General features: G+C 62.4%; 9 protein-coding genes. 5 read left to right on the top strand and 4 right to left on the bottom strand.

Annotated features, from left to right (window positions below; genetic code table 11):
- Positions 1-79: 79 nt before the first annotated feature.
- From NLX68_RS24855 to yjiA, 3 genes are all read left to right on the top strand, one after another.
- Positions 80-2,146, top strand: coding sequence for a carbon starvation CstA family protein (locus NLX68_RS24855; RefSeq protein WP_254286251.1), 2,067 nt, complete (start codon positions 80-82; stop codon positions 2,144-2,146).
- A gap of 18 nt (positions 2,147-2,164) precedes the next feature.
- The gene (locus NLX68_RS24850) at positions 2,165-2,362 is read left to right on the top strand and encodes a YbdD/YjiX family protein (protein WP_010226397.1); all 198 of its coding nucleotides are present in this window, start codon (positions 2,165-2,167) and stop codon (positions 2,360-2,362) included.
- A 90-nt stretch (positions 2,363-2,452) separates the two neighbouring features.
- Positions 2,453-3,424, top strand: a complete 972-nt coding sequence (yjiA, locus tag NLX68_RS24845) for a GTPase (protein WP_254286250.1) — start codon at positions 2,453-2,455, stop codon at positions 3,422-3,424.
- A gap of 100 nt (positions 3,425-3,524) precedes the next feature.
- Here yjiA and glyA read toward each other — a convergent pair whose 3' ends face one another.
- Both glyA and NLX68_RS24835 read right to left on the bottom strand, forming a co-directional pair.
- A complete protein-coding gene (gene glyA / locus NLX68_RS24840) occupies positions 3,525-4,778 on the bottom strand; it encodes a serine hydroxymethyltransferase (protein WP_254286249.1) in 1,254 nt (417 codons plus the stop codon).
- 190 nt (positions 4,779-4,968) lie between these two features.
- A complete protein-coding gene (locus tag NLX68_RS24835) occupies positions 4,969-8,799 on the bottom strand; it encodes an EAL domain-containing protein (RefSeq protein ID WP_254286248.1) in 3,831 nt (1,276 codons plus the stop codon).
- A gap of 267 nt (positions 8,800-9,066) precedes the next feature.
- Here NLX68_RS24835 and ettA point away from each other — a divergent pair, with 267 nt between their 5' ends.
- Both ettA and gdhA read left to right on the top strand, forming a co-directional pair.
- Positions 9,067-10,731, top strand: coding sequence for an energy-dependent translational throttle protein EttA (gene ettA / locus NLX68_RS24830; RefSeq protein WP_254286247.1), 1,665 nt, complete (start codon positions 9,067-9,069; stop codon positions 10,729-10,731).
- A gap of 233 nt (positions 10,732-10,964) precedes the next feature.
- Entirely contained in the window at positions 10,965-12,302 is a 1,338-nt protein-coding gene (gene gdhA, locus NLX68_RS24825) for an NADP-specific glutamate dehydrogenase (protein WP_010226392.1), read from the top strand.
- On the opposite strand, the gene NLX68_RS24820 is transcribed toward gdhA, so the two are convergent.
- Positions 12,299-12,796 (bottom strand): GreA/GreB family elongation factor, encoded by a 498-nt coding sequence (locus NLX68_RS24820; RefSeq protein WP_254286246.1) that lies wholly within the window; start codon positions 12,794-12,796, stop codon positions 12,299-12,301. The two genes, gdhA and NLX68_RS24820, sit on opposite strands and share 4 nt — an antisense overlap.
- 66 nt (positions 12,797-12,862) lie before the next feature.
- Positions 12,863-13,219, bottom strand: a complete 357-nt coding sequence (locus NLX68_RS24815) for a hypothetical protein (protein ID WP_254286245.1) — start codon at positions 13,217-13,219, stop codon at positions 12,863-12,865.
- Positions 13,220-13,438 lie beyond the last annotated feature (219 nt).

Raw genomic sequence — 13,438 nt, 5'->3', positions numbered from 1 at the left:
CCAACGTGGGGGCTGGCCTTTCCTGCCAGTATCGCTAGACTCGAAAGGCTGTCTTTTATCCACTAGCTGGAAGCAAACCATGAACAACAATAATAGCCTGCTACGCCACATTCCGTGGTTGGCGCTGGCAGTCATAGGAGCCTGTGCGCTGGGTGTGGTCGCCCTGCGTCGTGGCGAGGCCATCAACGCCTTGTGGATTGTCGTCGCTTCGGTGGCCATCTACCTGGTCGCCTATCGCTACTACAGCCTGTTCATCGCCACCAAGGTGATGCAGCTGGACCCACGTCGGGCCACTCCGGCGGTGCTTAACAACGACGGTCTGGACTACGTGCCGACCAACAAACACATTCTTTTCGGTCACCACTTCGCCGCGATTGCCGGTGCCGGCCCCTTGGTCGGTCCTGTACTGGCGGCGCAGATGGGTTACCTGCCGGGCACGCTCTGGCTGATTGCCGGGGTGGTGCTGGCTGGTGCAGTGCAGGACTTCATGATCCTGTTCCTCTCCACCCGCCGCAACGGCCGCTCGCTGGGCGACATGGTCCGCGAAGAGATGGGCCGGATTCCGGGCACCATTGCCCTGTTCGGCTGCTTCCTGATCATGATCATCATCCTTGCGGTGCTGGCGCTGATCGTGGTCAAGGCCCTGGCCGAGAGCCCATGGGGCATGTTCACGGTGATGGCGACGATCCCGATCGCGATGTTCATGGGCATCTACATGCGCTACATCCGCCCGGGCCATATCGGCGAGATTTCGCTGATTGGCGTGGTGCTGCTGTTGTTGTCGATCTGGCTGGGGGGCCAGGTTGCCGCCGACCCGGTCTGGGGCCCGGCGTTCACCTTCACTGGCGTGCAGATCACCTGGATGCTGGTGGGCTACGGTTTCGTTGCCGCCGTACTGCCGGTATGGCTGGTGCTGGCACCGCGTGACTACCTGTCGACCTTTCTCAAGATCGGCACCATCGTCGGCCTGGCCATCGGTATCCTGATCATCGCTCCCGAGCTGAAAATGCCGGCGTTGACCCAGTTCACCGACGGTACCGGCCCGGTCTGGAAAGGCACCCTGTTCCCGTTCCTGTTCATCACCATCGCCTGCGGCGCGGTGTCGGGCTTCCACGCGCTGATCTCCTCGGGGACCACGCCGAAACTGCTGGATAACGAAGTCAACGCCCGTTACATCGGTTACGGCGGCATGCTCATGGAGTCGTTCGTGGCGATCATGGCCATGGTTGCCGCCTCGGTGATCGAGCCAGGCGTGTACTTCGCCATGAACAGCCCGGCCGCAGTGGTCGGTTCTGATGTTGTCTCGGTTGCGCAAACCGTCAGTAGCTGGGGCTTTGCCATTACCCCGGATGCCCTTGAGGCGGTAGCCAAGGACATCGGCGAGCACACCATCCTGGCTCGCGCCGGCGGTGCGCCGACCCTGGCGGTGGGGATCGCGCAGATCCTCCACCAGGTGCTGCCGGGTGAGAACACCATGGCTTTCTGGTACCACTTCGCGATCCTGTTCGAGGCGCTGTTCATCCTCACCGCGGTGGACGCCGGTACCCGTGCCGGACGCTTCATGCTTCAGGACCTGCTGGGCAGCTTCGTACCTGCGCTCAAACGCACCGAATCGTGGGGCGCCAACCTGCTCGCCACCGCCGGTTGCGTGGCGCTCTGGGGTTACCTGCTGTACCAGGGCGTGATCGATCCGCTGGGCGGCATCAACACCTTGTGGCCGCTGTTCGGCATCTCCAACCAGATGCTCGCCGGTATCGCCCTGATGCTCGGCACCGTGGTGCTGATCAAGATGAAGCGCCAACGCTACATGTGGGTCACCCTGGTGCCTGCGGTCTGGCTGCTGATCTGCACCACCACTGCCGGTTTCATCAAGCTGTTCGACCCTAACCCGGCAGTCGGCTTCCTGGCCCTGGCCAACAAGTACAGCGCGGCGCTCGACGCCGGGCAGGTGCTGGCCCCGGCCAAGGACATCGGCCAGATGCAGCACGTGATCTTCAACGCCTACACCAACGCGGCCCTGACCGGCCTGTTCCTGTTCGTGGTCTTCAGCATTCTGTTCTTCGCCCTCAAGGTCGGCATCGCTGCCCTGGGCAAAAAAGAGCGGACTGACAAAGAGTCCCCGTTCCAGGCCCTGCCGGATGCGTAACCCAAGAGGAATGCAGTGATGTTCAACGATCTCGGTCGACTGGGTAAGTACCTGGGGCAGGCAGCCCGCCTGATGGTCGGCATGCCCGACTACGACAACTACGTCGAGCATATGCAGACCAAGCACCCGGACAAACCGGTAATGACCTACGAGGAGTTCTTCCGCGAACGCCAGGAGGCTCGTTACGGCGGCAAGGGTGGGCCCAAGTGCTGTTGAAAGACGGCACGCAAGGCTTGTGACAAAGCTGTGGGAGCCCGGTTTGCGCCGGGCTCCCACAGTCATTTTCAGCGTTCAGGAGTATTCGGTTTGTTACCTCCAATTCCCGTTACCGTGCTCAGCGGCTTTCTCGGCGCCGGCAAGACCACCTTGTTGCGCCACCTGCTCAAGGCCGAGCACGGCCTGAAGATCGCCGTCATCGAAAACGAATTCAGCGACGCCGGTATCGATACCCAACTGCTGGGTGATGAACCGGTGCAGGTCATGACCCTGGCCAACGGCTGCGTGTGCTGTAGCATCCACACCGACCTGACCAAGGCGCTGTTCCTGCTGCTCGAGCGCCTGGACAGCGGCGAGATCGCCTTCGACCGTCTGGTGATCGAGTGCACGGGCCTTGCCGACCCGGCGCCGGTGGCGCAAACCTTCTTCATCGACGAAGAGCTGCGCGAGCGCTATATCCTCGACGGCATCATCACCCTGGTCGATGCCGCGCACGCCGACCTGCACCTGACCCAGACCATCGCCCAGGCACAGGTCGGTTTTGCCGACCGCCTGCTGGTGAGCAAGACCGACCTGGTCGACGCCGCCAGCTTCCAGGCACTGAGCGAGCGCCTGGGGCGGATCAACCGCCGCGCGCCGATTCGGGTAGTGGACAACGGCAAGATCGATCTGGCCGAGCTGCTCGATGTCCGCGGTTTCAACCTCAATGCCGACCTGGGCGGCGGTTTGCGTCTGCGCCCGGCCGGGCAGACGGCGACGCCGGATCGAATCTCCAGCCTGGTGTTGCGCACTGATTCGCCGCTGGACATTGATCGCCTCAGCGACTTCATGAACCAGTTGCTGGAGGAGCACGGCAAGCAGCTGTTGCGCTACAAGGGCGTGCTGAACATTGCCGGGGAGGAGCGGCGCCTGGTGTTCCAGGGCGTGCTCAAGCTTTATGGCTTTGACTGGGATACCGAGTGGGCAGAGGGGGAAGCGCGCGAGAGTGTGATGGTGTTCATTGCCGACGATTTGCCGGAGGCGAAGATTCGCGAAGGGTTTGAGGCTTTGAGCCAGTCTTGAGGGCCTCATCGCTGGCAAGGCCAGCTCCCACAGGTTTGCTGCATGCTCAATAAAAAAGCCCGGCTCAAGAGCCGGGCTTTTTCACATCATGACGCTGTGCTTACTTGCCGTATACCGGCAGCTTGGCGCAGATGGCCTTGACCTTCTCGCGAACGGCGTCGATCACCGCTTCGTTGTTCAGGTCTGCGAGGATGTCGCAGATCCAGCCAGCCAGTTCTTTACACTCGGCCTCTTTGAAGCCACGAGTGGTCACGGCCGGGGTGCCGAAGCGCAGGCCGGAGGTGACGAACGGCGAACGTGGGTCGTTTGGAACCGAGTTCTTGTTGACGGTGATGAAGGCGCGACCCAGGGCGGCGTCGGCGTCTTTACCGGAGATTTCCTGCTTGATCAGCGACAGCAGGAACAGGTGGTTCTGGGTACCGCCGGAAACCACGTCGTAACCGCGTTCGATGAACACACCGGCCATGGCCTGGGCGTTCTTCACCACTTGTTGCTGGTAGGCCTTGAACTCAGGCTGCAGTGCTTCCTTGAAGCAGATGGCCTTGGCGGCGATCACGTGCTCCAGTGGGCCGCCCTGGGCGCCCGGGAATACCGCGGAGTTCAGCTTCTTCTCGATCTCGGCGTTGGCGCGGGCGAGGATCAGGCCACCACGTGGACCGCGCAGGGTCTTGTGGGTAGTGGTGGTGACCACGTCGGCGAATGGCACCGGGTTCGGGTACACGCCTGCAGCGACCAGGCCGGCAACGTGGGCCATGTCGACGAACAGGTAGGCACCGACCTTGTCGGCAATTTCGCGGAAGCGTGGGAAATCGAGGATCTGCGAGTAGGCCGAGAAGCCGGCAACGATCATCTTCGGCTTGTGCTCGAGCGCCAGGCGCTCGACTTCGTCGTAGTCGATCAGGCCGTTGGCGTCGATGCCGTACTGGATGGCGTTGTACAGTTTGCCCGAGGAGCTGACGTTGGCGCCGTGGGTCAGGTGACCACCGTGGGCCAGGCTCATGCCCAGGATGGTGTCACCGGCCGACAGCAGGGCCAGGTAGACGGCGCTGTTGGCTTGCGAACCTGCGTGCGGCTGGACGTTGGCGTAATCGGCGCCGAACAGTTCCTTGGCACGGTCGATGGCCAGTTGCTCGACCACGTCGACGTATTCGCAACCGCCGTAATAGCGCTTGCCCGGATAGCCTTCGGCGTACTTGTTGGTCAGCACCGAGCCTTGGGCTTCCATGACAGCGGGGCTTGTGTAGTTTTCCGAGGCGATCAGCTCGATATGTTCTTCCTGGCGCTGAGCTTCTTGCTCCATGGCGGCAAAGAGATCGGCGTCGTACTTGGCAATGGTCAAATCACGGCTGAACATGGCGGTCCTCAAGGATCGTGCTGAAATAGGCGGGCATTCTACCTCATCGGCTTTTGTCTGGCATATGAAAGGGCATCATGTCGCAGACAAGTGGGCTTCATTCTGAGATAGGTGGTGAATTCATCGCGGGTCAAGCCCGCTCCCACAGAGACCTCTTACCCTGTGGGAGCGGGCTTGACCCGCGATGGGGCTACTCGAACATGAACAGCGTTTCGTTGCTGAATTGCGCCTCGAACTGATGCGCCGGCATCGGCCGCCCGAACAGGTAACCCTGCACCTCGTCACAGCCGTGCTCACGGAGGAACTCCAACTGCTCGTGGGTTTCCACACCCTCGGCGATCACCGCCAGGTTCAGGCTGTGGGCCATGGCGATGATCGCCCGGGCAATCTGCGCATCCTGTTCACCCTCGGGCAGGCCGTCAACGAAGGTGCGGTCGATCTTCAGCACGTCGATGGGGAACTGCTTGAGGTAGTTGAGCGACGAATAGCCGGTACCGAAGTCGTCGACCGCGATGCTCAGGCCGAGGTTCTTCAAGCTGTCGAGGATCACCATGGCCTCGTTGACCTCGCGCATCAGGATACTTTCGGTCAGCTCCAGCTCCAGGCACGCCGGCGGCAGGCCGGTTTCCTTGAGGATGGTGGCGATGCGTTCGCCCAACTGGCCGTCGGAGAACTGACGCGCCGAGATGTTCACCGAGACCTTCGGCACCCGCACCTTGGCCTGGTGCCAGGCCTTGAGCTGGCGGCTGGCCTCCTTGAGCACCCAATCGCCGACATCGACCACCAGGCCGAGCTCCTCGATCACCGGGATGAAGTCCCCTGGCGGTACCAGCCCGCGCCGCGGATGACGCCAGCGCAGCAGCGCCTCGGCGCCGGTCAGGCGCTTGCCGTCGCCGCTGAACTGCGGTTGGTAATAAAGGATGAATTCGTTCTGCTCCAGGGCGTGGCGCAGGTCGCTTTCCAGCTCCAGGCGCTCCAGGGCACTGGCGTTCATGTCGGCCTGGTAGAACTGGAAATTGTTCTTGCCGCGCTCCTTGGCGTGGTACATGGCGGTGTCGGCGTTCTTCATCAGCTGGCTGAGCTCGCTGCCATCCTGCGGGCTGAGGGCGATGCCGATACTGGCGGTGACGAAGAACTCGCGGTTCTCCAGCACGAACGGCCGCACCAGGCTGCCGAGAATCTGTTCGGCCACGTGAATGGCACGGTTCAAGGCCATTTCCCGGGTGGCGCGCGGTTGCAGCAGCAAGGTGAATTCATCGCCGCCCATGCGCGCCACGGTGTCGTCGTCATCGACGCAGTCGAGCAGGCGCTCGGCCATGTCCTTGAGCATGCGGTCGCCCGCGGCGTGGCCGAGGGAGTCGTTGATCGGCTTGAAACGGTCGAGGTCGAGGAACATCAGCACCACCCAGGCCTTGTGCCGATCGGCTTGCTGCAGGGCCGTGTGCAGGCGGTCCTGGAACAGGGTGCGGTTGGGCAGGTGGGTCAGGGCATCGTAGTAGGCCAGGCGGTGGATGCGCTGTTCACTGGCCTTGCGCTCGCTGATGTCGGTAAAGAAACACACGTAGCTGGCCAGGTCGCCTTCATCGTCGAGCACCGCGGTGATGCCGACCCAGGCCGGGTAGTGTTCACCGTTGCGGCGCTTGAGCCACACTTCGCCTTCCCAGGTGCCGCGCTGGTGCAGCTGCTTGAGCACGTAGCGCAAGTGGGCATCCTGGTGCTCATCGACGGTCAACAGGCTTGGTAACTGGTCCAGTACATCGGCCACGGCGTAGCCACTGACGCGGCTGAAGGCTTCGTTGGCCTGGACGATGTAACCGGCCGGGTCGGTGATGAGGATCGCCGAGGTCGAGTGCTCGAATACCGTGGCGGCCATGCGCAGGTCTTTCTCGGCGCGGCGTTGCTGGCTGATGTCGCGGCCGACGCCAAGGATACCCTCGAAGCGCTCCTGGTCATCCCAGACCAGCACCAGGCGCAGCTCGATCGGAATCTTGCGGCCATCGGCGCGCAGGCAGTCGAACAAAAACAGCTGGGTCGGCAACTGGGTGCGCAACTGCTCCAGCTGTTCGGGGTCGCCGATGGCCTTGTTGACCCGCTCGACCAGGCTGTAGATGCCGGTGAGCTGGGCCGGGTTGGCGATGGTCGAATGCCAGCCGTGTTCGATGATCCACTCCACTTCAAAGCCCAGCACCGCCTGGATCGACGGGCTGACGTAGTTCAGCTGCAGTTGGCTGTCGGTGGAGAAGATCACGTCGCTGATGCTTTCAGCGAGCATGCGGTAGCGTTGTTCGCTGTCGCGCAGGGATTCGCTGGCCTCGATCTGCTCGGTAACGTCCTTGCCGACGCCGATGATCCGTGTCACGCAACCTGCGTTGTTGCGGGTCAGGGCCTGTTCGCGGATGTCGAAGCGGCGCCAGCACTGGTCGTGGTGGCGCAAACGCAGCTGGCAATGCAGTTGCTCGACATAACCCGAGTGGCGCTGTTGCTGACGCAGTTGCCGGTACAGCTGGGCATCGTCCGGGTGCAGCAGCAACTCCCAAAAATGATCGCCCATCTTCGCCAGCTCCGCGCGGCTGTAGCCCAGGGTCTGGCCGAGGTTGCGGTTGCTGAAGATCATCAGCTGGCTTTGCACATCCTGCACGTACAGCTGGTCAGGCACGGTGCGCACCACGTCCGACCAGAAGCTTTCGCGTTCGAGCAGCGACAGCTCGACCTGCTTGCGGCTGGTGATATCGCTGATGCTGAGGATCACCGCCTGGTAATCACGGCGTTGCTGCGGGAAGCGCACCATCAGCCACAGGTGCAGGTCCTCGCCATCCGCCGCCGGCAGGCGCATCTCCAGTTCCAGCTGTTGCTGGTTGTCGAGGATCGCCCCGAGCAGCTGGACGCCGATACCGTCGTTGCCGGTCAGCGAACCTTCGACCAGGCGCTGCCAGGCACTGTCACAGCAATTGACGCCGAGCAGTTGCAAGGCCACCTGATTGACTTCGGTGACTTTCAGCTCTTGCAGCAGCACCCGGCGCAAAGGCTGGTCGAACGCCAGGCGCTGTTCCAGGGCCGGGCGGCTGCGCAGGCGATAACGCTCGAGCTGACCGGGCAGGCCGGAGAGGTCGAGCACGCACAGAGCGACCCCGGTACCTTCGAAAATGTCGTGGTAGCGCCGGCGGCTTTCCTGCAGCAGGCGATGCCGGCGGCGCATGTTGATCAAGGCCAGCAGCGGTATCAGCGCGCAGAACAGCCCCAGTACGCATTTGCCGATCAGTGCCGGCAACAGTTGCTGGCGGGCAAGGCCTGCATCGAACAGGCCGCGCAGTTGCCAGGTGCTGTTGTCGAGAAACGCCAGCATCACGCTTTGCAGCGGCTCATCGCTGCCGGGAGTCGGTTGATGGCGGTTGATGATGTCGCCGGTACGGCTGTTTTCCAGCAACCATAAGGGGTGGTTGGGCCGGTCCAGGTGGGTGGTCAAGTCGCTGTAGTAACTCGGCGCCAGGCGCAGGAACCAGTAGCCGCTGGGCGCTTCGCCCGGCTGGCGCAGCAACAGGTAGACCTGCTGGTTATCGGCGCTGTTGCTGTAATAGTAGTCGCGCCCCTGGTTCAGCCGCAGCAGCTCGTCCAGCGCCTGGTAATCGGGGCTGGCGTTCAGGCTGTCGGCCTGTAGACTGCCGTCGGCGCCGATCCAGGCGACACTGAGCAGGTTCGGCTGTTGCTGACGCAACTGGGCGATGACCTTTGGCAGGTGTTCCGGGCCAGGCGACACGCGGTATTGCTGGAACTGATTGAGCGCCACCTGGGCCTTGAGCGCCATGTTCAGGCTCATGTGATCGGCGAGCTCGGCACTGGCGTTCAAGCTCTGCTGATATTGGTCAGCCTGGGTATGACGGAACTGGGCAATCAACTGCCACAGCAGCAGGCCGAGCAGCAACAGCACCAACAGGGCCAGCGCGCCTTTCAATGAACCGCGCAGCGGCGAGCCTGACGCAGTGGCCGGCTTGCGCAGGGATGACGGCTGAGAGAGATTGGTCAAACGTTGATCCTGCGGTATGGCTGGATGGCAGGTTTAGAGCTGCTGGTTGGCAAGTGCCGCGTTCCTGGCGACGGCTCCGGTTGCGCACTATAAGCCGGACGCCCGAAGGGCGGCTAGCATGCCCGCAAACGTGGCAAAGTGCCAGCCCTGTTCGTCGGCGGTTTGCCCAACCCGGCGCATTACGGTAGCTTTGGCCCTTTCCTGGGGGCTACGGCTCCCTTCATCTGTATCGTCCTTATTTTTTCGTCTCTGACGCTAGGTTTATCCATGGCTCAATACGTCTATACCATGCATCGGCTGGGCAAGGTTGTCCCGCCGAAGCGGGAAATCCTGAAGAACATCTCCCTGTCGTTTTTCCCCGGCGCCAAGATCGGCGTGCTCGGCCTCAACGGCTCGGGTAAATCCACCCTGCTGAAAATCATGGCGGGTGTAGACACCGAGTTCGACGGCGAAGCCCGTCCGATGCCCGAACTGAACATCGGCTACCTGCCGCAGGAGCCCCAGCTGGACCCGTCCAAGACCGTGCGTGAAGTGGTCGAGGAAGCGGTCAGTGTGATCAAGGACGCCCAGGCCCGCCTGGACGAAGTCTACGCCGCCTACGCCGAGCCGGATGCCGACTTCGACAAGCTGGCCGCCGAACAGGCCAAGCTTGAAGCCATCCTCCAGGCCAGCGATGGCCACAACCTCGAGCGTCAGCTGGAAGTGGCCGCCGACGCCCTGCGCCTGCCGGTCTGGGAAGCCAAGGTCGAGCACCTGTCCGGTGGTGAGAAGCGCCGTGTGGCCCTGTGCCGTCTGCTGCTGTCGGCCCCTGACATGCTCCTGCTCGACGAACCGACCAACCACCTGGATGCCGATTCCGTCGCTTGGCTGGAGCATTTCCTCCACGACTTCCCGGGCACCGTGGTTGCCATTACCCACGACCGTTACTTCCTCGACAACGTCGCCGGCTGGATCCTCGAACTCGACCGCGGCGCCGGTATTCCGTACGAAGGCAACTATTCGGGCTGGCTGGAAGCCAAGTCCGATCGTCTGGCCCAGGAATCCAAGCAGCAGTCGGCCCACGAAAAGGCCATGAAGGAAGAACTGGAGTGGGTGCGCAAAGGCGCCAAGGCCCGTCAGTCCAAATCCAAGGCCCGTCTGCAACGCTTCGAAGAAATGCAGTCGCAGGAATTCCAGAAGCGCAGCGAGACCAACGAGATCTACATCCCGGCCGGTCCACGCCTGGGTGACAAGGTCATCGAGTTCAAGAACGTCAGCAAGGGCTATGGCGATCGCGTGCTGATCGACAACCTGTCGTTCGCCATGCCAAAAGGCGCCATCGTCGGCGTGATCGGTGGCAACGGTGCCGGTAAATCGACCCTGTTCCGCATGCTGATGGGCAAGGAACAACCGGACTCGGGCAGCATCGAGATCGGTGAAACCGTGCAACTGGCTTGCGTTGACCAGAGCCGCGAAGACCTCGACGGCAACAAGACCGTGTTCCAGCAGATCTCCGACGGCTCCGACCAACTGCGCATCGGCACCTACGAGATTCCGTCGCGCACCTACGTGGGCCGTTTCAACTTCAAGGGCGGCGATCAGCAGAAGTTCGTCAAGGACCTCTCCGGTGGTGAGCGCGGTCGTCTGCACCTGGCCCTGACCCTGAAAGAGGGCGCCAACGTCCTGCTGCTCGACGAACCGTCCAACGACCTCGACGTCGAAACCCTGCGTTCGCTGGAGGAAGCCCTGCTGGACTTCCCGGGCGCCGCCATCGTGATCTCTCACGATCGCTGGTTCCTGGACCGTGTGGCCACCCACATCCTCGCTTACGAAGACGATTCGCAGGCGGTGTTCTTCGAAGGCAACTACACCGAGTACGAAGCCGATCGCAAGAAGCGCCTGGGCGAAGCCGCTGCACAGCCGCACCGGGTACGGCACAAAAAACTGGCATAACCCTTAGGGGTGTGCACTGGAACGGGGCCTTCGGGTCCCGTTTTTTTTGTCCGAAATTTACTGCAGCTCTGTAGGAGCGGGCTTGCCCCGCGAAGCTGTCCAACTTGTATACACTTATACAATTGCACCATTTAATTTCATAAAAACGACATTTCGCCCTGTTGCGGTGCGGTGGCTTCTTGGTAAAGTCGGGGAAAAAACCAATAAGCTCACTCCATCTGGTGAATGTCTACATGATCGAATCTGTCGAAGATTTTCTCGCTCGCCTCAAGCAACGCGACCCGGCCCAGCCTGAGTTCCATCAGGCCGTCGAAGAGGTGCTGCGCAGCCTCTGGCCGTTCCTCGAAGCCAATCCTCATTACCTGCAGGCCGGTATCCTCGAGCGTATGGTCGAGCCGGAGCGGGCGGTCCTGTTCCGCGTGTCGTGGGTCGATGACCAGGGCAAGGTCCAGGTCAACCGCGGCTACCGCATCCAGATGAGCAGTGCCATCGGCCCGTACAAGGGCGGCCTGCGTTTCCACCCCTCGGTGAACCTCGGGGTGCTGAAGTTCCTGGCTTTCGAGCAGGTGTTCAAGAACTCCCTGACCTCGCTGCCCATGGGCGGCGGCAAGGGTGGCTCGGACTTCGATCCGAAGGGCAAGAGCGATGCCGAGGTCATGCGCTTCTGTCAGGCGTTCATGAGCGAGTTGTACCGCCACATCGGCGCCGACCTCGACGTGCCGGCCGGTGACATCGGCGTCGGTGCCCGCGAGATCGGTTTCCTGTTCGGCCAGTACAAGCGCCTGGCCAACCAGTTCACTTCGGTGCTGACCGGCAAGGGCATGACCTATGGCGGCAGCCTGATCCGCCCGGAAGCCACCGGCTACGGCTGCGTGTACTTCGCCGAAGAGATGCTCAAGCGCCAGGACCTGCGCATCGACGGACGCCGGGTGGCCATTTCCGGCTCCGGTAACGTTGCCCAGTATGCCGCGCGCAAGGTCATGGACCTGGGCGGCAAGGTGATCTCGTTGTCCGACTCCGAAGGCACCCTGTACTGCGAAGCCGGCATGAGCGATGAGCAGTGGGATGCGCTGATGGAGCTGAAAAACGTCAAGCGTGGCCGGATCAGCGAGCTGGCCGAACGTTTTGGCCTGGAGTTCCGCAAGGGCCAGCGCCCCTGGACCCTGGCCTGCGACATCGCCCTGCCATGCGCGACCCAGAACGAACTGGACGCTGAAGACGCCCGCACCCTGCTGCGCAACGGCTGTATCTGCGTGGCCGAGGGCGCCAACATGCCGACCACCCTCGAAGCTGTGGATATCTTCATCGAAGCCGGCATCCTCTTCGCTCCGGGCAAGGCCTCCAACGCCGGTGGCGTGGCCGTCAGTGGCCTGGAGATGTCGCAGAACGCCATGCGCCTGTTGTGGACCGCCGGTGAAGTGGACAGCAAGCTGCACAACATCATGCAATCGATCCACCATGCCTGCGTGCACTACGGCGAAGAGAACGGCCGGATCAACTACGTGAAGGGCGCCAACATCGCCGGCTTCGTCAAGGTTGCCGATGCCATGCTGGCCCAGGGCGTGGTTTAAGCTTCCGGCTCGATGGCGACGATCTCGATTCGCACATCCCCTGCCGGTCGTCGCCACAGCACCTCATCACCGGGCGCGGCTCCCAGCAACGCCCGGCCCAGAGGTGAACCCCAGTTGATCAGGCCGCTGGCGGCATAGGCCTGGTCTTCACCGACCAGTTGCACCTGATGCTGCTGGCCCTGCTCATCGACGAACAGTACCCGGCTGCCGATCTGCACCTTTTCATGGGAAGTGGCGGGGGCGACGACCTGGGCGCTTTGCACCCGGGCGCTGAAGTAGCGCAGGTCGCGTTCGATTTCGGCCAGGCGCTGCTGGTCAGCCTGATCGCCCTGGCTCAGGAGTTCGCTGCGCAAGCTGTTCAGCTCGGCGAGCCGTTGTTGCAGCAGGGTCAGGCCGCGGGCAGTAACGTGGTTGGGCTGCTCGCTGATCCGGCGTTCCACCGGCTGGCTGGCCTGGGCGGCGGCCTGGTCTTCGTTGACGAATGCTCGGCTCATGAGGGCCTCCTTTCATGGGAGACCATGCTGACAGCCCGGTGGTTGCATCGGATGTCCGATTGCGACCTACTTGCGTCGATAGGCGCGCGCGGCATCCCGATCCTTTTCTTCCTGCCACTGCTCGTCGCGGTCATCCCAGTGTCGGGCGCGGTATTCCTGCAGCTCCTGGTTCTCCTGCATGGCGTGGCACTGGCGAAAGCCATCGTCCCAGCCGGACTCGTACTGACGGTTGTGCAGGTAGCGCGGCACGTCCTTGCGAAAATCCCCGGCCATCACCCCGGCGGCCTGGCGACCGCTGCTGCAACCGTCCTGGAAACCATCGGCGTAGGCCGGTGGATAACCCTGATTGATCAGTTGCTCGTGGGTTGTCTGGCAACCCGCAAGTACACCCATTAGCGCTACTACCAGCCAATACCGCCGCATGTTCAGACTCTCCGCTTGCCAAGGAAAGTCTAGGTGGGGAATTGTCGCTGGCGTGTCAAAAGGATGTGATCAGGGTATTGGGGCTGCTGCGCAGCCCATCGCCGGCAAGGCCGGCTCCCACACTGGACTGTGTACACCTGACCTGGACTGCCCCCAAGAAGTTGGACACCAATCCAACCCTTGGGGGAGTTATGAGCAAGTACTCAGAGCATTTCAAGC

It is taken from the genome of Pseudomonas sp. SBB6, from assembly GCF_024213215.1.
GTDB lineage: Bacteria > Pseudomonadota > Gammaproteobacteria > Pseudomonadales > Pseudomonadaceae > Aquipseudomonas > Aquipseudomonas donghuensis.
Note: the sequence above shows the minus strand (reverse complement) of the source record. Positions and strands in the feature narration are given on the sequence as shown.